We start from the raw sequence: 21,827 nt of genomic DNA, 5'->3' as shown, positions 1-21,827 counted from the left end.
AGGTCATCGACGAACATGACGAACGACGACGATCCCTTCGCCGGATTCGAATCCGATCAGACGATGATCAAGCCCAACCCCGGCGCGCGGCGGCGCCGCGCGGGCGGCGGAAGCACGCAGGGACCGTTCTCGGCGAGCGGCGCGGCGGCCTCCGGGCAGCGCGCGTTCGACGCCGCCTTCGCGACGGGCGGCGCGGTGAATCCGCTGGTCGCCGCGTGCGCGCCGCTGTTGCAGCTCGCCGCGCGCATCCGCACGATGAGCGCGTGCGCCGATCCCGCCGCGCTGCGCGACGCGCTCGCCGCGGGCGTGCGCCGCTTCGAGGACGAGGCGCGCACCAACGGCATCCCGGCGGAACAGGTGACGGCGGCGCGCTACATCGTCTGCACGATGCTCGACGAAGCCGCGTCGGGCACGCCGTGGGGCGCGGGCGTCTGGGCGCGGCAAAGCCTGCTCGTGACGTTTCACAACGAGGCGTGGGGCGGCGAGAAGGTCTTTCAACTGCTCGCGCGGCTCGCGCAGAAGCCCGCGCAACATCTGCATCTGCTGGAACTGGCGAGCATGGTGCTCGCGCTCGGCTTCGAGGGACGTTACCGCGTGGCGGCGCAAGGCCGGCAGACGCTCGACGCGATCCGCGCGCGGCTGTATCAACTGATCCGCAAGGAGCGCGGCGAACCGGAGCGCGCGCTGTCGCCGCACTGGCAAGGCGTGCCGACGGCGCGGCGGCGCACGACCGACGTGCTGCCGGTTTGGGTCGTCGGCGCGTTCGCGCTGCTCGTGCTCGCGCTGGCGTGGCTCGCGATGAGCTTCCAGCTCGGACGCCTCTCCGATCCCGCGTTCGGCACGCTCGCCTCGATCCGCGCGGGCGCGCAGCGTCCTCTCGTCGTGACGCAGGCGGCGAAACCCCGTCTCGCGGAATTCCTCGCGCACGAAATCCGCGATGGCCTCGTCGCCGTCGATGACCGCGTCGACCGTTCAGTCGTCACGCTGCACGGCGACAACGTCTTCAAACCCGGCAGCGCCGAAGTGTCGGGGCAGACGCGGCCGCTCATCGAACGGATCGCGGCGGCGCTGAAGGCGGTGCCCGGCAACGTGCTCGTGACGGGCCACACCGACGACCGGCCGATCCGCTCGGCGCGCTTTCCTTCGAACTGGGAGCTGTCGCAGGAACGCGCGGCGAACGTGCGCGACCTGCTCGCGGCGACAATCGCGCCTTCGCGTCTCAAAGCGGAAGGCAAGGGCGACGCCGATCCCGTCGCGCCGAACGATTCGCCCGCCGGCCGCGCGCGCAACCGGCGCGTCGAAGTGACGCTGTTCGCGAAGCCCGGGTCCTGACATGAAAAAAATCCTCTCGATCCTGTTTCATCCGGTGCTGCTGCTGATCGTCGGGCTGCTGCTCGTTGCGGCTGCGATCTGGATCGCCGGGCCGCTCCTGTCGTTCGCGCACAGCTATCCGCTCGAATCGGCGATGTCGCGTTACATCGCGATCGGCTGCGTCGTGCTGCTCTTCGTGCTGCGGCGGCTCTGGGCCGCGTGGCGTGCGCGGCGCACGCAGGCGGCGCTGTCGGCGGGACTCGCCGCGCAGAGCGAAAGTCCGCGCCGCGAGGCTGCCGCACCGAGCGCCGGCGAAGCGGAAGTCGCGACGCTCGGCAAGCGTTTCGACGAAGCGCTCGCCGTGCTGCGCGAGGCGCGCATTACCGCGTCCGGCAGAAAACCCGGCTGGCGCGACTGGGTCACGCTCTCCGGCCGGCAATATCTGTATCAATTGCCGTGGTACATGTTCATCGGCGCGCCGGGCGCGGGCAAAACCACGGCGCTGGTGCATTCGGGGCTGCGCTTTCCGCTCGCCGAGCGCTTCGGCACCGACAAGATTCGCGGCGTCGGCGGCACGCGCAATTGCGACTGGTGGTTCACCGACGACGCCGTGCTCATCGACACGGCCGGGCGCTACACGACCCACGAAAGCGACCGCGACGCCGACCAGACCGCATGGCAAGGCTTCCTCGCGCTCCTGAAAAAGACGCGTCCGCGCCAGCCGATCAACGGCGTGCTGCTGACGCTCGCCGTCCCCGATCTGCTCGCCGCGACGCCCGCGAGCACCGACGAAACCGCATCGACCTTGCGCGCGCGCATGCGCGAACTGATGCAGGCGTTCGGCACGCGCTTTCCGGTCTACGTGCTCGTCACCAAGACGGATCTGCTCGCGGGCTTCACGGAGTTTTTCGCGGATATGTCGAAGGAAGAGCGCGCGCAGGTGTTCGGCTTCACGTTTGCCTACGAGCCGAAACGCACGCTCACGCAGGCCGCATTCGGCGAACGGATCGATGCCGAGCTGGACGCGCTCGAAGCGCGGCTCGTCGCGCGTCTGCCTGAGCGCCTGAACGCGGAAAGCGGACTCGCGCAACGCGCCGCGATCATGAGTTTTCCGCAGCAGTTCGCCGCGTTGAAGCCGCTCGTCGCCGATGCGCTGCGCGCGACCTTCGTCCAGTCGAAACACGACGATGCACCGCTTTTGCGCGGCGTCTATTTCACGAGCGGCACGCAGGAAGGCACGCCGATCGATCGCGTGCTCGGCTCGCTCGCGCGCGCGTTCGGCATCGAGCGGGGCGTGCAGCCGCCGCGTCCGTCGAGCGGGCGCAGCTTCTTTCTGGAGCGGCTTCTGACGCAGGTCGTGTTCGCCGAACAGGGACTCGCCGGATCGAATCTGCAATGGGCGCGCAAGCGGCATCTGTGGCGGCTCGGCGCGTATGCGGTCATCGCGGCCGTAACGGCTGGCGTGCTCGGACTCTGGGGCACGAGCTATGTGCGCAATCGCAGCTATGTCGCGAACGTCGATCACACCGCGCGCGCGGCGAAGGAAGCCGTGGCGGGGACATCGGCGGCGGGCACGAATCTCGTCGCGCTGCTGCCGTTGCTGTCGGCGGTGCGCGGCCTCGCATCGACGCCTCAGGTCGATGCCGCGCATCCGCCGATCGCGATGCAATGGGGCCTCTGGCAAGGCGCGAAACTCGACGCCGCCGCGACGCTCGCGTACGAGCGCCTTCTGACCGATCTGTTCCTGCCGAAGCTCGCGGCGCGCATCGAGGAACAGGCGCGCGGCGCGACGCCCGCGAATCCCGGCTACGCGTACGAAGCGCTCAAGGCGTATCTGATGCTGAATCAGCCCGATCATCAGGATGCCGATGCGCTCAAGGCGTGGATTCTCACCGACTGGGACCGCTCGCTGCCGCGCGAGGTCGGCAACGAGGAGCGCGCGGCGCTCGCCGGGCATCTCGATGCGTTGCTGGCGCGCGGCCTCGTGCATCCGAATCTGCCGTTCGACGAGCGTCTCGTCGCGCATCTGCGCGCCATGCTCGCCGCCAACACGCTCGCGCAGCGCGTGTACGGGCGCGTGAAGCAGCAAGGCGTCGGCGCGGATTATCCGGAGTTCACGATCGCGCACGCGGGCGGGCCGAACGCGTCGCTCGTGTTCACGCGTTCGAGCGGCGCGCCGCTCACGCGCGGCGTGGCGGGGCTTTATTCGTTCGACGGCTATCACAAGGCGTTCCTGAAAGCCGTCGATGAAACCGCCGCCCAGCTCGCCGCCGAAGAGCCGTGGGTGCTCGGCATCCGCGATCAGGGCGGCCTGCCGCGCGGCGATCCGGCGGCGATGCAGCGCATCACCGAGGACGTGCGGCTGCTCTATCTTCAGGATTACGCGCGGATCTGGACCGAGTTCCTGAACGATGTCCGCATCGTGCGCGCCGACACGCTGTCGCAATCGACGCAGATCGCGCGCATTCTCTCCGCGCCCGATTCGCCGCTCGCCGCGCTCGCGAAGGCGGCGTCGCGCGAAACGACGCTCGGCGCGAAGCCCGAAAGCGAAACGACCGTCGTCGATCGCGCGGGCGACAAGCTCGGCGCGGCGCGCGAAAAGCTGCTGAAGGTGATTCGCGGGGCCGATCCGACGCAGATCGCGCCGGTCGCGCCGGGCGCTCAACTGGAAAGCATCGTCGATGACCGGTTCACCGGCCTGCGCGCGCTCGTGACGAGCCCGGGCGCGGGGCAGCCTGCGCCGATCGCGCAGACGCTCGCCGTCATCAACGATGTCTACACGTATCTCAGCGCCACCGACGAAGCCCTGCAGCAGAAGACCGCGCCGCCGCCATCGGACGCGCCGGCGAAGCTGCGCACGCAGGCCGCGCGCATGCCCGAGCCGATCCGCACCGCGCTGCTCGATCTCGGCAGCCAGGGCGCGGCGCAGTCGCAGGAGGCGCGGCGCGTGAATCTGTCGGCGGACCTGAAGGAGTCGATCTCGGCGTTCTGCGTTCGCGCGGTCGGCGGGCGTTATCCGTTCAACCCGAATTCCGCGCGCGACGTGCTGCCTGAAGACTTCGGCACGCTGTTCGCGCCGGGCGGCAGGTTCGACGATTTCTTCCAGAAGAACCTCGCGCCCGACGTCGATGTTTCCGCGAAGCCGTGGGCGTTCAAGAAGTCGGATTCGTCGGCGTCGCAGATCAGTCCGGCCGGTCTGGCGCAGTTCGAGCGCGCCGCGACGATCCGCGGCGTGTTCTTCCGCGGCGGCGGCAAGTCGCCCGCGCTCGCGCTGCAGTTCAAGCCGCTCGACATGGACCCGTCGATCCTCTCCTTCACGCTCGACGTCGACGGGCAAGTGCTCACCTACGCGCACGGCCCGCAGATCGCGACCGCGATTCAGTGGCCCGGCACGCGCGGCTCGGGACGCGTGAGCCTGCAACTCACGCCGCCGCCGACGAGCGGCGCGAGCAATCTGGTGTTCGAGGGGCCGTGGGCGCTGTTTCGCATGTTCGACCGGCTCGACGTGCAGCCGACCGATCAGCCGGAGCGCTTCATCGTCACGTTCGATGTCGAAGGGCGCAAGACGCGCTTCGAAGTGACGGCGAACAGCGTGGAGAATCCGTTCCGGCTCGCCGATCTGCGCAAGTTCTCCTGTCCGGAGCGGCTATGAACGACGCGCTCGGCGGCACGCTCGCGGACGACGGCGCGGCGATCGCAGGCTGGTACGGCAAGCTGCCGTCGCTCGGCGATTTCGCGGCGCGGCGGCTGTCGGACGCGTTCGTCGCGCCGTGGGACGCATGGCTCGCCGAGCGCGTCGGCGAAACGCAGCTCGCGCTCGGCGACGCGTGGCTCTCGATCTATCTGACGTGCCCGGTGTGGCGCTTTTTCGCGATGCCCGGCGCCATCGCGCCGACGCTGGGCGCATGCTGGACGGGCGTGGTGATGGCGTCGGTGGACCGCGTCGGGCGGCATTTTCCGTTGACGATCGCGGCGTCGCTGCAGGCGGCGCCATCGACGGGCGGCGAAGTCGCCGCGCTCTGGCAATGGCTTTCGGCGATCGAGAATGTCGCGCTCGCCGCGCTCGATTTCGATCACAGCATCGAGCGGCTCGACGAACAGCTCGCCGCGCTGCCGGTGCCGCAGCCGGCGAACGCCGGCACGCGCGCCGCCATGCTCGACGAACCGTGGATCGCGCAATCGGCCGCGACGCTGCCCGATTCACTCGCGCGCACGCTCGCGCCGCTCTGGCAAACCGAGATCCAAGGGATGAGCCTGTGGACCGCCGCGCAGACGGCGCCCGCTTCCGACGAGCCCGACGATCGCGATGATCGCGACGATCGCGCGCCGCGCCCGATCACGATCTGGCCGGCGTACGGCCTGCCCGACACGGCGCTTTTCATCACCCTGCTGCGGGACTGCGGATCATGAATGCGACGGGCAGGCTACCGGAAGAAGGCGGCGGCACGACCGGCAACGCCGGCAAGACCGAAACCAATCCGGGCGACGCGGGCGACGACAAGACGGTGATCGTCAGCGGCGCGCGCGTGCGTCGGTCCGACGTGGCGGGCGCGGGCGCGCCTTCATCGACGTCCGACGCGCCGCCCGCGCACAGCATCCTGCCGCCCGGCACGCGGCTCGGCGAGTTCGAGATCGTGCGGCTCATCGGCGAGGGCGGCTTCGGCATCGTCTATCTGGCCTTCGATACTTCGCTCGACCGCTACGTCGCGGTGAAGGAATACATGCCGGCGGCGCTCGCCTCGCGCGTCGGCGTGACGCAGGTTCAGGTCAAGTCCGGCCGCTACGAGCCGATGTTCCGCGCCGGTCTCAAGAGCTTCATCAACGACGAGGCGCGGCTGCTCGCGCGCTTCGATCATCAGTCGCTCGTGAAGGTGTACCGCTTCTGGGAGGCCAACGGCACCGCCTACATGGCGATGCCCTACTACAAGGGCGTGACGCTCAAGGAAACGCTCCGGGCGATGAAAAAGCCGCCCGACGAAGCCTGGCTGCGCGCGCTGCTCACGCCGCTCATCGACGCGCTCGCCGTGCTGCACGCGTCCGACTGTTTTCATCGCGATATCGCGCCGGACAACATCATCCTGCTGGAGGAAAGCCATCGGCCGGTGCTGCTCGATTTCGGCGCGGCGCGGCGCGTGATCGGCGACATGACGCAGGCGCTCACGGTGATTCTCAAGCCGGGCTACGCGCCGATCGAACAGTACGCCGAAGTGCCGTCGATGCGGCAAGGACCGTGGACCGATCACTACGCGCTCGCCGCGCTCGTCTATTTCGCGATCACCGGGCGAACGCCGCCGCCTTCGGTCGGGCGCGTGGTCAAGGACAGTTATCAGCCGCTCGCGAAACTGGCGGCGGGCCGTTACTCCGACCGATTCCTGAAGGCGATCGATCATGCGCTCGCGGTTGCGCCCGCGCATCGGCCGCAGACCGACCGGCAGTTCGCCGCCGAGCTCGGCATTTCGCTCGACGACGCGCCCGCGCCGCGCACGGCGAAAAGCGCGGCGCGCAGGCGTATCGGCTGGGCGGCCGGCGCCGCGTGTCTGCTCGGCGCGGCGGCGACGCTCGGATGGTTCGTGCCGCGCTTCACGTCGCATCATGCGCCTTCGGCCGAGCGCGTCGCTGCTTCGGCGGTCGTCGCGGCTTCGGCGCCTGCGCCGGAGGTCGCGCCCGAAGCGCCGCCGCCTCCGCCGCCCGCCGCGCTGCCGCCTTTCACGCCCGATGGCGAATTCGCGCGCATCGTTTCGCTCGCCGATCCGTCGTTCGATGTCAAGGTGGACGTGCCCGTCGCGCGCGCCGTCGTCGACCGCGACTTGTTGCGCTTCGCGATCACGAGCAATCGCGACGGCTATGTGTATGTGTTCGTCGTCGATCCGGCGAATCAATATCTGCAACTGTTTCCGAACGCGCTCGATACCGACAATCGCATCGGCAGGAAGAAGCGTCTCGTGCTGCCGCGTCCGAGCTGGCCGATGCAGGCGGGCGAGCCCGTCGGCGCGAATCATTTCGTCGCGATCGTTTCCGCCGCGCCGCGCGAGTTCCCGGCGCTCGGTCTCGCGCACGACGCCGTCTTCGCCAGTCTCTCGCCCGAGGCGCAGAACGCGGCGGCTGCGCAGCGGACGCTCAGCGCATCGCCGTTCGCGGGCGTGCCGGCGTGCGGCGGCAACGCGCCGTCGTGTCCCGTCGCGTATGGCGCGGCGACCTTCAAAATCGATGTCGTCCGTTCGTCTAAATAGAGAAATTCGAAGCGAAAGCGAAGCGCTTCGGCCGCGAGACGAGGGCACCATGGCATCACGAACGAGCGGCGTCGCCGCGCAGCCGGGCATCGCGCCGGGCGCTTCATCCGGAACGGCGCATCCGCTCGCCGCCTTCGCCGCCCTTGCGTTGACCGCGGCCACGCTCGCCGGATGCGCGGGCGCGCCGCCCTCGCCCGCCGTGCGCGTCGATGAGGCCGCGCCGCCCTCCGCGCCAGGCGACGACGCGCGCATGGTCAGCGCGACAGGCGCGGAGCCGGGCATCGCGAATCCGTCGCCGGCGAGTCCGTCGGCGTCGGTCGGCATGAACGCCACGCCTTTCGCGACGAAGAACGCACTCTATACGCCCGTCGCCTTCGCGAGCCTGCCCGGCTGGGCGACCGACAACGTCGCCGAATCCTGGGACGCGTTCCGGCGCAGTTGCGGCGTGCTGAGCGGCAAGCCGGCGTGGGCGGCGCCCTGCGCGGCCTCGCGCGGCGTGGATGCGCGCAACGCCGCCGCGGTGCGCCGCTTCTTCGAGGAAAACTTCACGGTCTATCAGATCCTCAATGTCGACAGAAGCGCGCGCGGCGTCCTGACCGGCTATTACGAGCCGATCCTGAAGGGCAGCCGCGAGCGCCGCGCGCCGTATGTCTATCCGGTCTACGGCGTGCCGACCGACATGCTGTTCCTCGACGCCCGCCGCCTGCCGCCCGGCGCGCGCGGCACGCCGGTTCCGGCGCGCATCGAAGGACGCAACGTCGTTCCGCTGTCGACCGTATCGATGAGCGGCAAGACGTACACGCTGCGCGTCGGCGACAGCGTGCCGGACATCCGCGACAAGAAGCTGCGGCTGCGCCGCGAAGGCGCGGATATCGTGCCCTACTACGCGCGCGCCGATATCGAGCGCGGCATGAGCCGCGCGCCCGTGCTCGCCTATGTGGAAGACCCCGCGATGCTCTACTCTATGCAATTACAGGGCGCGGGAAAGATCGTGCTGCCCGACGGCAAGAGCGTCATCCGTCTCGCCTATGCGGAACAGAACGGCTTCGCGTTCAATCCGCCCGTCGCGAGCGCGGGAAGCAAGGGTCGCAAGATTCTGGTGCGCGGCGTGGAGATCGATCTGGAAGAAGGCAGCGTGAGCACGCAGAACGCAAAAAACGATGTCGGCGGCGCGGCTTCCGACGATGTGCCTCAGTCCTCGCTCCTGCGCGGCGCTCAGGATGCGGACGCGGACGGCGCATCGCCCGCCGTGCATGGCGACGCCGACGGTCCGCCGCAATCGCCGCTTCTGCGCGGCTTCACGCTCGCGAAGAGCGCCGCCGTTCCCGCCGCGCGTCCGGCGCGGGTGAGCGCGCCGGCCGCGCCATCCGACCGCGCCACGGACAAGACCGCGACGCCATCGCTCGCGAAGAGCGCGCCGATCGGCTATGCCTTCGCGGCATCGGACCCGAGCTACGTCTTTTTCCGCACGATCCCCGATTCGCCCGCCGGACCCATCGGCGCATTGGGCGTGCCGCTTTCCGCCGGGCGCTCGGCCGCGATCGATCCGCGCACGACGCCGCTCGGCGCGCCCGTCTTCGTCAACGCGAGCGAAGGCGGGCCGGCGGGGGCATCCATCACGCGCCTGCTCATGGCGCAGGACGCGGGCGGCGCGATTCGCGGGGCCGTGCGCGCCGATTATTTCTTCGGCACCGGACCGCAGGCCCAGCAGCAGGCGAGCCGCATGAAGCAGCCGACGCAAATGTGGGTGCTCTTGCCGAAGGGCTTGCGCATCTCCGCGAAGGAGACCGGCGTGCGCGTGCGCGGCGGGCCCGCGATGCCGAGCGCGGATTGCGTCGTCAGCGATCCCGACCTGTGCGTCGACGATACGCAATGACGGAACCTATCGGGGAAGCGCATGAGGTTTCTCGTCGCCGATGACCACGAACTGATCCGCCAGGCCGTCAAGGCGCTTTTGCGCGGCATCGATCCGGACGCGCAGTTCGACGAAGCCGACAACTGGGAGACGCTCGCCGCCGCCGCGCGTCCGGAAGCGAATCACGATCTCGCGATCGTCGATCTGCACATGTCGGGCATGGAAAGCGCGGCGTCGCTCTCGGCGCTGCTGAAGGCGAATCCGGCGCTGCCGCTCGTGGTGCTGTCGGCGGAAGAATCCGTCGACGAGATGCGCGCGGTGCTCGCCGCGGGCGCGCTCGGCTTCGTGCCCAAGCGCGAGCCCGCCAACGTGATGGTCAAGGCGATCGAGCTCGTGCTGTCCGGCGGCGCGTATGTGCCGATCGAGGCGCTGAGCCTGATCGATCCGTCGCCGTCGCGGCTCGCGCGCCAGAGCGCCGCCGAACGTCCGCGCCCGATGACGAACACGGCGGCGCCCGCGCTCGCGCCGCATCATCTGCATCTGATGGAAAACCTGTCGCCGCGTCAGCGCGAAATCATGCGGCTCGTGCATCGCGGCTGCACGAACAAGATGATCGCGCGCGAATTGCAGGTCGCCGAAGGCACGGTCAAGGTTCATCTCTCCGTGATTTTTCGTGCGCTCGGCGTGCACAACCGTTCTTCGGCGATCGCGCTCATCAACGGCTGGCTGCAAGGCGGGCGCACGCTCTGAGCGGCGCGCCGCGCTCAGGCCGCTTCGTCCTGTCCGCGCGGCTGAAGCAGCATGTCGAGCGTGCGGCGCAGGCGCGTCGGCGTAACGGGCTTGTGCAGGACCGGCAAACCGGCGGCGACGAGCGCCGCGAGGCCGGGCGACGCCATGTCGCCCGTAATCACCACGCTCGCCGGCTCGCCGTGGCCGCGCCGCCGCAACGCCTCGCGCACGGCCTGAAGCACTTCCGCGCCGGTCTCGTGGCGGTCGATCTGGTAATCGCACAGCAGCACGTCCGGCACGAAGCCCTCGGAAATGGCGCGCACCGCCGCCAGCTCGTCGCGACAGCCGCGCACGCTGCATCCCCAGCGCGTGAGCAAGGCGCTGAGCGCATCGAGATTCGCGGGATCGTCGTCGACGCACAGCACATGGCGTCCTTCGATGCATCCGATGACCGGCAGCGGCGCGCACAGACTCGACGTAACGAGATTCGCATCGCCGAAGCGCACGGGCACGCGGATCGTCGTGCCGCGTCCCGGCTCCGAGCGCAGCGTCGGCTCGCCGCCGAGCAGCCGCGTCAGACGGCGCACCGTCGCGAGACCGAGGCCGTGTCCCTCGCGCGCGCCGTGATGCGCGAGCGGCGCCTGATAGAAGTCCTCGAAGACGAGCGCGTGTTCGTCGGGCGCGATGCCGATGCCCGAATCGCGCACTTCGATATGACCTTGCTCCGGATCGCCGCCGTGACGCACGCCGATCCATATCGAGCCGCGCTCGGTGTAGCGCACGGCGTTCGACACGAGATTGCCGATCACGCGTTCGAGCAGCACCGGATCGGTGAAGGCGACGCTCGACGTCGGCGCGATGCGCAACGCCAGCCCCTTCGCGGCGGCGGCGGGCCGGAACTGCCGCTCGATGCGCGCGAGCAGCTCCGACATCAGGAAATGCTGCGGAATCACCTGCGTGACGCCGCTTTCGATGCGCGCGAGGTCGAGCACCTGATTGAAGAGCTGATTCAGCGCGTCGACGTTGGCGATGATGTGCTGCGCGGAGTCATCGCGCTCCTGCGCGCTCGCGCGGCCGTCGGTGAGTGCCTGCGCGAGCAGGCCGATCGCGTGAAGCGGCTGGCGCAGATCGTGACTGGCGGCCGCGAAAAAACGCGTCTTCGCAAGGCTCGCTTCCTCGATCACGCTTTTCTGCAGCGCGATGGTTTGCGCGAGCCGCTCCTGCTCGACGCGCGCCTTCACGATGCCGCGAAAAAGACGCCGATACTGCGAGCCGAAAAGATGGATCGCAACGACGAACACGGCAAGCACGACGCCCAATCCGAAACGGCCATCGGCGGGCTGCATCAGGCTCGCAATCGTGACGGGCAGAAGCAGCGTCAGCACCGCGCCCGACAGGTTGCGCACGCTCAATCCGTTCGAACCGTAGGCAAGCGCGGCCAGCGTGACGAGCAGAACGGCCTGCGCGGCGACCGATCCGGCGGATTCGTTCTGGAACGCGAAACAGATCGCGATGCCCGGCGCCGCGTGAAGCAGCACGTTTCGCAGCGCATGCAGGCCGATCCATCGACGCGCGCCGAAACGAAGCGGATCGTGACGCCGCCAGGCCCAAAGACCGATCGCGAGACCATTCGCGCCCGCGTGGAAGAGCACGCAGCCGAAGACGAGCCATCCGGCGTGCGGGCGTGACAGCAATGCCGGATAGAAGAGCGCGATCGCGCAGCAATGCGCGACGAAGGATGCGGGGTCCGCCGCGTAGAGCGCACTGGCGACGTCCTCGTCGGTCTCGCCGTGCTCACGATCGCCTTGCATCTGTCATCCCCTTGCTGCGTTGATCCGCCCGGTTTACCCGAAAGTTCTAGTCGACGGATATGACTAACTTCATATTGGTCGTTTAATAGGAGAAAACCATACTCATCACGTTGCCACCGATTTGAGGGGATTGACAACGTGGAGACCTTGACAATGAATCCCGTCCAGGAGACGGGTGCGCCCTCGATGCTCACCGACCTTTGGCGCCGGCGCACGCATCTGTCGCAGGACGAAATGGTTTCGATCTACAACCTCGTGAAAGGCGCGTTGCGCGGCTATCATCCGCCCGAGCTGCAATCGCTCAAGGAGGACAAGGAAGAACTCGTCGCGCAGTTCATCTACGCGAAAGTGCTGCGGCTCGAACCGGGCCACGGCGAATCGCACGCGAGCGAGCACAGCGCGCCGTCGAGCGGCTACGCCGTATGCACGTATTTCAGGCGCTTTCTGATCGATTGTCTGCGCAGCGCGAGCAATCAGCGCGATGTGTCGATGGAACTCGACGGCGTCGCCGCGCAGATAGACGAGCACGCGCACGCGCCCGACGATCCTGTCGCCTCGGTGCTGATGCAGTACGGCCTCGACGAAGCGCGCGTGCGGCGTCTCGCGCGCGCGTTCATCGACGGCCTGGACCGGTACGAGCAACTGGTTCTCGCGGGCACGCTCGGATGGTGCTCGGAGGACAAAGGCGGCCTGTTCGCGCTCGCGACGCGGCATCACATCCCTTCGTACCACTATCGGGCCGTGAGGCTCGGCGTGACGCTCAAGAAGTCGGCGCAAAGCGCGGATTTCGCCGCGACGAAGATCGGCAGATGGATCGGCGGCACGCTCGGCATCGCGATCAGCGCCGACAATCAGGCCGCGATTCTGCTCGTGCTCAATCTGCTCGCGGTCGAGTCGGCGGGCTGAGTGTCAGCGATTGCCGGTCAGCGCGAACTCCGTGGTCTTCACGGCTTGCGCGAGATAGTCGACGAACGAAGCGATGCGCGCGGAGATCGCCGTGTTGCGATAGTAGACGGCGCTGATCGGCTGCCGCACTTCCTGCGTATGACGCGCGAGAATCTGCACGAGCCGCCCTTCGCGCCGGTCGCGCAGCGTCATGAAGTCCGACAGGCACACGATGCCCGCACTCTCCAGCGCGAGATGCCGCAGCGTCTCGCCGCTCGACGAAGCGATGCTCGGCTTGATGCGATACGGCTCGTCATCGCGCCCCGCGAGCGGCCAGACGTTGAGCGATTCCGGCTGCGTGAAGCCGAGCAGCGCGTGATTGGCGAGCTCGTCGACGCGCTTCGGATGCCCGTGCGTTTCCAGATAATGCGGCGTCGCCAGCACGCGAATGCGGCTGCTGCCGATCGGACGGCTATGCAGCGTCGAATCCTTCAGCTTGCCGATGCGGATCGCGACATCGGTGCGGCGTTCCAGCAGATCGATCACGCCTTCGTTGCTGTTCAGCTCCAGCTCCACATGCGGATAGCGCTCGCGATAACCCGCGACGAGCGGCACGATGACATGCAGCATGAAGGGCGTCGCGGCATCGACGCGCAAGAGGCCCGACGGCCGTTCGCGGCGCGCGGCGACCTGCTCTTCGGCGCTCTCCACCGCGTCGATGATCTCGCGCGCATGCTGCAGGAAGCTCCTGCCCTCTTCCGTCAGTTCGAGGCGGCGCGTGGTCCTGCGCAGGAGCGTCGTCTGCAGTTTCTCTTCGAGGCGGCCGAGCGTGCGGCTCGCGCCCGAAACCGTCTGATCCAGTTGCTCCGCAGCCGCCGTGATGGAGCCTGTATCGACGACCGTCGCGAAGGTCTGAAGCTCGTCGAGCGTGACTTTCATAATTGAGTTTTTTTCAAGGATGGCTCCTTTATAAACCCGTCCTTTTGCAAAAGTAAAGCCGCCATTCGATCTCGGTTAGGCTCTTTCGGCCAAAGCGTCGTTCGCAGAAGACGTGCGGCTTGCCGATCGATCGCCGAGACACTAAGACATACTGAGCGAGTGCTTGCGGCGTCACGATGGAAAGGAAGGTGCATCATGAGCAAGAACATCATTTTCTGCGCGGATGGAACCTGGAACGGTCCCGACACCGATCACGACAACGACGGCACGCCGGATCCCACGAACGTATTCAAGGCGTTCATGCTGCTGTCCGGCGAACCGGACCCCGCGTCCACGCTGCTCGCCTCCGAACAGGAAATCGCCGAACCGGGGCCGGACGGACAGGTCGCGAAATATCTGCATGGCGTCGGCGATTCGCGCAACGTCATCGCGAAACTCGTGGGCGGCGCATTCGGCGATGGCATCATCGCGCGCATCGTGCGGGGCTATACGTTCATATCGCGTCACTACCGGCCGGGCGACCGCATCATCCTGATGGGCTTCAGCCGCGGCGCGTACACGGCGCGCGCGCTCGGCGGAATGATCGCGAGCGTCGGCGTGCTCGACACGAGCCGTTACGACGTGAACGACAAGGCGCTCGCGTATCGCATGGGCATACTCGCGTGGCGCAAGTATCGCGAGGCGAGACCGCCGGCGCGCAACGCGGGCGGACTGCGGGGGTTGCTCGAAAAGATCGTCAATTTCGATCCGACGCTCGCGTTAGCGAGACTGCAGCCGGATGACACGCTGCCCGTCGATGAAATTCGCGCCATCGGCGTCTGGGATACGGTCGGCGCGCTCGGCATTCCGATTTATCTCGACAGCAAGGATTCGACGGTCGATCTGTTCCGCTTCGCCGATACCGCGCTCAGCCCGAAGGTCAAGTTCGGCATTCACGCGATCAGTCTCGACGAGCAGCGCGGCGATTTCACGCCGACGCTGTGGGATTCACGCGAGGGCATCACGCAGGTGCTGTTCGCGGGCGCTCACGCGGATGTCGGCGGCGGTTATCCGAATGCCGAATCGGGGCTTTCGGATATCGCCTGCGAATGGATGCTGAAGCGCCTCGCCGATCCGGCCATCGGCATGCGTCTGAAGACGCCGCCCTGGTCCCTGCAGCCGGATTTTCTCGGCAAGTCGCATTCGCCGTGGACGGAGCCGCCCTTCTCGCTGCGTCCATTCGGGCCGCGCGGCCCGTTCGCGTTTCCGCAGGACATTGGCGCGCATGTGTCGGTCGCGCAGCGTTTGGGCCTCGTGATGGTGGCGGGCAAGCCGGTGCCGGTTCCCAACACGTACTCGCCCGCCGTGCTCGGCACGCTCTTCCCTTCGCACACCAACTGGATCACGACCTGAAAACGTTGCGGGCCCGGGACTTTCGTTCCCGGGCCCGCTTCCTACGCCACTTCGCTAGTGCCACTTCGCGCTCTTATGGCGATTTCGGCCAATGACGTCCCACAGCTTGCGCGCCTCTTTCTGCACCGATTTCGCGTGTTCCTCGTGGTGAGGCTCCGCGTCCCCGGGAGCAGCCGTCGCGCCGCGTTTCGGGCGCTTGAACATATCGGCGAATCTCATCGCAACCTCCTTTCGCGGCAGGCACACCGCCAAAACAGTCTACTCCGGCTGGCGCGAAACGGCGTCTCAAGCCGCCGACGCGATGCCGCGCGGCTGCGTCAGCATCGCGGGCTGCAGGATTTCGTCGAGTTGCAACGGGCTCAACAGCCCTTTTTCGATGACGATCTGCGCCACGCTCTTGCCGGACACGAGCGCTTCCTTCGCGACTTCCGTCGAATGCGTGTAGCCGATATACGGATTGAGCGCCGTCACGATGCCGATCGAGCTTTCGAGGATCGCGCGCAAGCGGTCGCGATTCGCGCTGATGCCGTCGACGCATTTCGACGCGAGCGTGAGGCATCCCGCGCGCAAATGCGCGATGCTCTTGAAGAGACTGTGCGCGATGATCGGCTCGAACGCATTGAGCTGAAGCTGGCCCGCCTCGGCGGCGAAGCTCACGGTCACATCGTTGCCGATGACTTCGAACGCGATCTGATTGACAACTTCCGGAATCACCGGATTCACCTTGCCCGGCATGATGCTCGACCCGGCCTGCACCGGCGGCAGGTTGATTTCGCCGAGTCCCGCGCGCGGTCCGCTCGACAGCAGACGAAGATCGTTGCAGGTCTTCGAGAGCTTGACCGCGACGCGCTTCAGCACACCGGAAAGCTGCACGAATGCGCCGACGTCCTGCGTCGCTTCGACGAGATTCGGCGATGTCGTCAGCGCGATGCCGGTCACGTCGCTCAAATGCCTGCACGCGAGCTGCGCGTAGCGCGGATGCGTGTTGATGCCCGTGCCGATCGCGGTGGCGCCGAGATTGATTTCGCAGATCAGTCTCGCCGCTTCCTTCAAGCGCGCTTCGTCCTCGCCGAGCATCACGGCGAAGGTGCTGAACTCCTGGCCGAGCGTCATCGGCACCGCGTCCTGAAGCTGCGTGCGGCCCATTTTCAGATCGTCGCGGAACTCGAGCGCCTTGCGTTCGAACGATGCGCGCAGCACGCCCATCGCTTCGATCAGTTGCATGATGCCCGCGTACGTGGCGATCTTCAGTGCGGTCGGATAGACGTCGTTGGTGCTCTGGCCGAGGTTCACGTCCTCGTTCGGGTGCAACACGCCGTATTCGCCGCGTCGATGCCCGAGATGTTCGAGCGCGAGATTGGCGATGACTTCGTTCGCGTTCATGTTCGTCGACGTGCCCGCGCCGCCCTGAATCACATCGACGACGAAATGCTCGCGCGCCGTGCCCGAGCGCACTTGCCTGCATGCGTGCACGATGGCCTGCATTTTCACTTCGCTCAGCACGCCGAGTTCGTGGTTGGCGAGCGCGGCCGCCTCCTTCACGCTCGCCAGTGCATCGACGAGATTCGGGTAAGCGGAAATGGCGATGCCTGTGATCGGAAAGTTCTGCAGCGCGCGCAGCGTGTGCACGCCGTAGTACGCGTTGGCGGGCACGGCGAGATCGCCGAGCAGATCGTGTTCGATACGTTCGATGGGCGCGAGCATGAATTTCCGTCCTGACTTGGGATGACGCACGAACGATCGGTCGTAACCCGCGCGCGCGCTCGGGAATGGCAGGCGCATCGAAGTCGATGCGCCGCTTTCTTGTGTCAGGTTGGAATCTTAGGGAAGGCACAAAAAACGTGAATGCTACTGTCGCATACGGCTATGCAACTTTTGCATGACGTCCAGACCCGCGTTGGTCAGTTGGTTGGACGCAGGTAGGTGAGCAACATGTCGAGATGCATCTCCGCGATCGCGTGCTGACGTTCGGGCTCGGCGTAATTGCGGCCGGTGAACATGTCGATGGTGAAGCGGTTCGACACGATGTAATAGCCCATGCCGACGAGCGTCACGTAAAAATCGAGCGGATCGACGCCCTGACGAAAGTGTCCGGCGGCGGCGCCACGTTCGAGCGTCGCGCGCAGCAGATCGACCACTGGCGAAATGGTCTCGCGCAAATGGCTCGAACGCTCCAGATAACGGCCTTCGTGCAGATTCTCGTTGTTGATGAGACTCAGCCACTGAGGGTTTTCCCGCAGATGCGTCCAGATCGAATGAGCCAGTTCGCGGACCGCTTCCGCTGGTTGCAGGCCGGACAGATTGAGGCCTTGCTCGCGTTGCGAGAACTGCATGTACATCGCTTCGAGCACGGCGACGTAGAGCCCTTCCTTGCTCGCGAAGTAGTAGTAGAGCATGCGCTCGTTCGTGCCCGCGGCCGTGGCGATGGCGTCGACTCTCGCGCCCGCGAGGCCGAACTTCGTGAATTGCTCCGTGGCGGCCTCCAGAATGCGCCGCCGCGTCCCCTCGGGGTCTCGTTTTGTTCGTTGTTCGCTCATATCTTTGCGGCTACGGATCGAATTACGATTGTCATTTTGATAGATGACATTATGCCGACCGTAATGGGCCAGAGCATAGATCCGAGTATAAGTAATCTTGCCGCCTTGACGACGAAAAAATGAAACGCTAGCGATATCGTCGAATCGATGAGAAACCATAGGAAACCGTCAGTCCAGCTTGACGCTCGCCGCGGCAGGCGGCCGCCTCCCTGCGCCGTAATGCAGAAAACGGTCCGGCGCAAGATGCTTGCGGTAAAGCGTCGCATGCATCGATTTTGCGACGAGGCGCAAGCAAAACTCACCGCTCTTTCGAACCTTAGAGCACCCGCTGCTCACGACCGCACAGTCATACATGGAAACGCAGGAATGAACATGTCCTCGAATCGACGACTCGAACAAGCGCGACGCCTGTTGGCCCTCGCACAAACGGGACTGCACTATACGAACGGCGCATTCGACAAGGAACGCTACGAAGAAATAGCGACGATCGCGCATGAACAGCTTGCCGAGATCGCATCGATGAAAGCGGGCGAAGTGGCGGAGCTTTTCGCATTCGAGTCGGGTTATGCGAACCCGAAGCTCGACGTCAGATGCGCCGTGTTCAACGAGTCCGGGCACATCCTGCTCGTGCGCGAAGCAGCCGATGGATTGTGGTCGCTTCCCGGCGGCTGGGCGGATGTCGGCCTGTCGCCTGCGGAGAATGCCGCGAAGGAAGTGCGTGAGGAAAGCGGCTATACGGTCGACATCGTGCGGCTGCTGGCCGCGTGGGATACGGCGAAGCACCCGCATCCGCCGTCGGTCTTTCACATCTGGAAGCTCGTCTTTCTCGGCGAGATCGTGGGAACCGGCAATGTGATCGGCGTGGAAACCGATGCCGTCGAGTTCTTCAGTCTCGACGACCTTCCGCCGCTGTCGCTGGGCCGCATCATGCCCGCGCAGATCCGGCGTCTGGACGCGCTGCGACGCGGCGGCGAAGTCGACTTCGACTAAAGCGAATTCTGATGGGCTTCGACCAGATCGGCCATGCTGTTGAAGCGGAAGTCGATCTTCGGCTGAACGCCCGGGTCCATCGTCGCGCCGAAGCCGGGCTGCGAATGACGGCGATAAATCCAGCACGATGCAAGGCCAAAACCATTCGCAGGCTTGTGATCGTGGAAAAGGCTTTCGGCCGTATGCAGGATCTTTTCCTTGCGGATTCCGCGCTCGCCCAGCTTTTCCAGCATGTATTCGAAATTGCGCGGCGAAGGCTTATAAGATCCGATATCTTCCGCCGTAATGATTGCGTCGAACTCCACCTGTAGCCTTGCATTGCTATGGGCAAAGCTCTCATTGTCGACATTCGACAGAATCACGAGCTTGTAATGCTGCTTCAGATATCGAAGGGCATCGGCGGAATCGGGGAATGCGGGCCAGTCGCGAATCGAGCGGCCATAGACCATGCAATCTTCCTGAGTGAAAGAAACGCCCCACTCTTCCGCGAGCCGCTTGTACACGATAGCCAGTAACTCCTGATAGCGCTTGCCCGGCGTGTACTTCTGTTGCGACGACTCGTGACGCGCATGGGCCTCGAGCACCTGATCGCGAGTCAGCGCGGGCTGAACGCGATCCAGCAGCGGACGCAGCGCTTCGAAGATACCGGTTTCCCAGTCGATCAGCGTGCCGTAGCAGTCGAAGGTCAGCGTATCGAAGTCAGTCAGTTTCACAGTCGCTCCTGTCGGTCGATGAAGATGATTGGATCACGAAGTTTGGCGCTCCGTGATGTTACATAACCGTGCGATTTCGGGTATTGATCACATGAACTTGGTGTATCGTCGGTTCGCAGCAGTGATACGCCAGCTTATGATCCTATGAAACTTCAGGTTATCTTTTCAGATGCCAAACAACACACCCGAACCACAAGCCGTCTGTGATCCTATTTCCCGAAGCGCGATCTTCATCGTCGCCACCGTGGCGCGCGGCGAAGGCAAGGCCGATGTCGTGCGCTCATGGTGCGGCGACATCGCGGCGCTGGTCCGCGCGGTCGGCACGCGCGCGCCGACCGCGAATTTGTCCTGCGTATGCGGCTTCAGCGCCGATGCGTGGGACATGCTCTTCGGCGCGCCGCGCCCCGCGTCGCTGCATCCGTTTCGCGAGTTCGGCTCGGGCGAGCGCCGCGCGATCGCGACGCCCGGCGACATCCTCATGCATATCCGCGCGGATCACATGGACCTTTGTTTCGAGCTCGCCGCGCAGATGCTCAACAAGCTCGGCGATGCAGTGACGGTCGTCGATGAAGTGCATGGCTTTCGCTACTTCGATCTGCGCGACATGGTGGGCTTCGTCGATGGCACCGAGAACCCGACAGGAAAGAGCGCCGCGCATTACACGATCATCGATGAAGAAGATCCCGATTTCGCCGGCGGCAGTTATGTGATCGTGCAGAAGTATCTGCATAACCTGAATGCGTGGAATGGCCTCACCGTCGAGCAACAGGAACTGATCATCGGACGTGAAAAGTTATCCGATGTCGAACTGGACGATTCGATCAAGCCGTCGTGCTCGCATAGCTCGCTCACGACGATCGAAGAGAACGGCAAGGAAGTGAAGATCCTTCGGCATAACATGGCGTTCGGACGTCCGGGAGCGAAGGAGTTCGGCACGTATTTCATCGGCTATGCGCGCACGCCCGCGCCGATCGAACAGATGCTCGAGAACATGTTCGTCGGCAGGCCGCCGGGCAATTACGACCGCCTGCTCGATTACAGCCGCGCGGTGACGGGCGGCCTGTTCTTCGTGCCGTCCAACGATCTGCTCGACGAACTTCCCGACCGCAACCCGGATGCCGCGACTTCTTCCGCCAGCGATAACGCGCCTGAAGATAGCCGCGCAGGAACATTGAACATCGGCTCACTCAAAGGAACTTCACAAGATGAATAACTTGCATCGAGAGCTCGCGCCGATCTCCGGCGCCGCATGGTCGCAGATCGAAGCCGAAGTCGCGCGCACGTTCAAGCGCGCGCTCGCGGGCCGCCGCGTCGTCGACGTGAAGAGTCCCGGCGGCACGGCGCTATCGGGCATCGGTACGGGGCATCAGACGAACATCGCTTCACCGAAGCAAGGCGTCGCGGCGAAGTTATACGACGTGAAGCAACTCGTGCAACTCACCGTGCCGTTCACGTTGCAGCGCGAAGCGATCGACAGCGTCGAACGCGGCTCCAACGATGGCGACTGGCAACCCGCGAAGACCGCCGCGAACGAACTGGCGCTCGCGGAAGACAGCGCGATCTTCGACGGCTTCGCGGCCGCCGGCATCACCGGCATCCGCGAGGGCAGCTCCAATGCGCCGACGTATCTCCCCGCGGACGTCGCCGATTATCCCGCCGCGATCAGTCAGGCGCTCGAGAAGCTGCGCCTTGCCGGCGTCGACGGACCCTATTCCGTGCTGCTCGGCGCGGATGCTTATACCGCGCTCGCCGAAGCGAGCGATCAGGGCTATCCGGTCATTCAGCACATCAAGCGCATCGTGAGCGGCGATCTCGTGTGGGCGCCCGCGCTTCAGGGCGGCTGTGTGCTCTCGACGCGTGGCGGCGATTACGAGCTGCATCTCGGCCAGGACTTGTCGATCGGCTATACGAGTCATACCGACACGACCGTGCAGCTCTATCTGCGCGAAACGCTCACGTTCCTGATGCTGACGAGCGAAGCGTCCGTGTCCATCGCGGCGGGCGAATAGCGTTTCGTCGCGATCGCTTCAGTTGTCGAATGTGCCCTGATACTCGGGCGCGGCATCGGAGCGCGTATTCATTTCGAACATCACGCCGCCCGGGGCGCGGCAGAAGAAGCGCGAGCCGCGCCCGTTGTTGAAGATGTCCGTCTCCATCTCCACGCCTTCCGACTTGAAGCGTTCGTATAGATCGCGCACATCATCGAGGCTCGGCAATTCGAAGCCGACATGAAACGCGCGCGGCCATTCCGGTGCATCGTCGCGCGCGTGATCGATCACGACATCGAAACCGGGACGCTTGAGTATGTACGACTGGTCCCACGTTCCGGATATCGTGAAGCCGAGATACTGCTCGAAGAATCGAGCGGTCGCGGGTGTGTCGGCGGAAGGGAAACTGAGGTGATTGAGCTTCATGTTTTGGCTCGGTCTCTACTG

At 65.7% G+C, this 21,827-nt stretch carries 17 protein-coding genes; 11 read left to right on the top strand and 6 right to left on the bottom strand.

Annotation, left to right across the window (positions count from 1 at the left end):
• Positions 1-15 precede the first annotated feature (15 nt).
• Genes NCR93_RS28195 through NCR93_RS28170 form a run of 6 tightly spaced genes read left to right on the top strand, consistent with a single transcriptional unit; the run spans position 16 to position 10,146 of the window.
• Complete coding sequence (locus NCR93_RS28195; RefSeq protein WP_175980204.1) at positions 16-1,332, top strand: DotU family type VI secretion system protein; 1,317 nt, start codon at positions 16-18, stop codon at positions 1,330-1,332.
• A gap of 1 nt (position 1,333) precedes the next feature.
• Positions 1,334-4,963 carry a type VI secretion system membrane subunit TssM gene (gene tssM / locus NCR93_RS28190; protein ID WP_175980205.1) on the top strand — a complete coding sequence of 1,210 codons (3,630 nt, stop codon included), beginning with the start codon at positions 1,334-1,336 and terminating at the stop codon, positions 4,961-4,963.
• Positions 4,960-5,721 carry a type VI secretion system-associated protein TagF gene (gene tagF, locus NCR93_RS28185; protein WP_175980206.1) on the top strand — a complete coding sequence of 254 codons (762 nt, stop codon included), beginning with the start codon at positions 4,960-4,962 and terminating at the stop codon, positions 5,719-5,721. Before tssM ends, tagF begins: the two co-directional genes overlap by 4 nt.
• Positions 5,718-7,541: a serine/threonine protein kinase gene (locus NCR93_RS28180; protein ID WP_175980207.1), complete on the top strand. Its 1,824-nt coding sequence runs from the start codon at positions 5,718-5,720 to the stop codon at positions 7,539-7,541. The genes tagF and NCR93_RS28180 overlap by 4 nt, the downstream gene beginning before the upstream one ends.
• A gap of 49 nt (positions 7,542-7,590) precedes the next feature.
• Positions 7,591-9,417 (top strand): MltA domain-containing protein, encoded by a 1,827-nt coding sequence (locus tag NCR93_RS28175; protein WP_175980208.1) that lies wholly within the window; start codon positions 7,591-7,593, stop codon positions 9,415-9,417.
• Between the two features lie 21 nt (positions 9,418-9,438).
• Positions 9,439-10,146 (top strand): response regulator transcription factor, encoded by a 708-nt coding sequence (locus tag NCR93_RS28170; protein WP_008346429.1) that lies wholly within the window; start codon positions 9,439-9,441, stop codon positions 10,144-10,146.
• Positions 10,147-10,160: 14 nt separating this feature from the next.
• Here the strand turns inward: NCR93_RS28170 and NCR93_RS28165 are convergent, their stop codons facing one another.
• Positions 10,161-11,936 carry an ATP-binding response regulator gene (locus tag NCR93_RS28165; protein ID WP_175980209.1) on the bottom strand — a complete coding sequence of 592 codons (1,776 nt, stop codon included), beginning with the start codon at positions 11,934-11,936 and terminating at the stop codon, positions 10,161-10,163.
• A 153-nt stretch (positions 11,937-12,089) separates the two neighbouring features.
• Between NCR93_RS28165 and NCR93_RS28160 the strand changes: the two genes are divergently transcribed.
• Entirely contained in the window at positions 12,090-12,842 is a 753-nt protein-coding gene (locus NCR93_RS28160; protein WP_008346426.1) for a hypothetical protein, read from the top strand.
• Between the two features lie 3 nt (positions 12,843-12,845).
• Here NCR93_RS28160 and NCR93_RS28155 read toward each other — a convergent pair whose 3' ends face one another.
• Positions 12,846-13,760 (bottom strand): LysR family transcriptional regulator, encoded by a 915-nt coding sequence (locus NCR93_RS28155; RefSeq protein ID WP_175980210.1) that lies wholly within the window; start codon positions 13,758-13,760, stop codon positions 12,846-12,848.
• Positions 13,761-13,955: 195 nt separating this feature from the next.
• On the opposite strand from NCR93_RS28155, the gene NCR93_RS28150 reads away from it, so the two are divergent.
• Complete coding sequence (locus tag NCR93_RS28150) at positions 13,956-15,152, top strand: T6SS phospholipase effector Tle1-like catalytic domain-containing protein (protein WP_175980211.1); 1,197 nt, start codon at positions 13,956-13,958, stop codon at positions 15,150-15,152.
• Positions 15,153-15,437: 285 nt separating this feature from the next.
• Here the strand turns inward: NCR93_RS28150 and aspA are convergent, their stop codons facing one another.
• Both aspA and NCR93_RS28140 read right to left on the bottom strand, forming a co-directional pair.
• Positions 15,438-16,856 (bottom strand): aspartate ammonia-lyase, encoded by a 1,419-nt coding sequence (gene aspA / locus NCR93_RS28145; protein WP_175980212.1) that lies wholly within the window; start codon positions 16,854-16,856, stop codon positions 15,438-15,440.
• 197 nt (positions 16,857-17,053) lie between these two features.
• Entirely contained in the window at positions 17,054-17,689 is a 636-nt protein-coding gene (locus NCR93_RS28140) for a TetR/AcrR family transcriptional regulator (protein WP_008346417.1), read from the bottom strand.
• A gap of 372 nt (positions 17,690-18,061) precedes the next feature.
• On the opposite strand from NCR93_RS28140, the gene NCR93_RS28135 reads away from it, so the two are divergent.
• A complete protein-coding gene (locus NCR93_RS28135; protein WP_239295317.1) occupies positions 18,062-18,679 on the top strand; it encodes an NUDIX hydrolase in 618 nt (205 codons plus the stop codon).
• On the opposite strand, the gene NCR93_RS28130 is transcribed toward NCR93_RS28135, so the two are convergent.
• Positions 18,676-19,392, bottom strand: a complete 717-nt coding sequence (locus NCR93_RS28130; protein ID WP_008346414.1) for a haloacid dehalogenase type II — start codon at positions 19,390-19,392, stop codon at positions 18,676-18,678. The genes NCR93_RS28135 and NCR93_RS28130 overlap by 4 nt on opposite strands.
• 169 nt (positions 19,393-19,561) lie before the next feature.
• On the opposite strand from NCR93_RS28130, the gene NCR93_RS28125 reads away from it, so the two are divergent.
• Both NCR93_RS28125 and NCR93_RS28120 read left to right on the top strand, forming a co-directional pair.
• Positions 19,562-20,605 (top strand): Dyp-type peroxidase, encoded by a 1,044-nt coding sequence (locus tag NCR93_RS28125; RefSeq protein WP_175980214.1) that lies wholly within the window; start codon positions 19,562-19,564, stop codon positions 20,603-20,605.
• Positions 20,598-21,401 carry a family 1 encapsulin nanocompartment shell protein gene (locus NCR93_RS28120; RefSeq protein WP_008346410.1) on the top strand — a complete coding sequence of 268 codons (804 nt, stop codon included), beginning with the start codon at positions 20,598-20,600 and terminating at the stop codon, positions 21,399-21,401. The genes NCR93_RS28125 and NCR93_RS28120 overlap by 8 nt, the downstream gene beginning before the upstream one ends.
• A gap of 18 nt (positions 21,402-21,419) precedes the next feature.
• Here NCR93_RS28120 and NCR93_RS28115 read toward each other — a convergent pair whose 3' ends face one another.
• Positions 21,420-21,806, bottom strand: a complete 387-nt coding sequence (locus tag NCR93_RS28115; RefSeq protein WP_008346408.1) for a VOC family protein — start codon at positions 21,804-21,806, stop codon at positions 21,420-21,422.
• Positions 21,807-21,827: the final 21 nt, after the last annotated feature.

The organism is Caballeronia sp. ATUFL_F1_KS39 (assembly GCF_023630985.1).
Lineage (GTDB): Bacteria > Pseudomonadota > Gammaproteobacteria > Burkholderiales > Burkholderiaceae > Caballeronia > Caballeronia zhejiangensis.
Note: the sequence above shows the minus strand (reverse complement) of the source record. Positions and strands in the feature narration are given on the sequence as shown.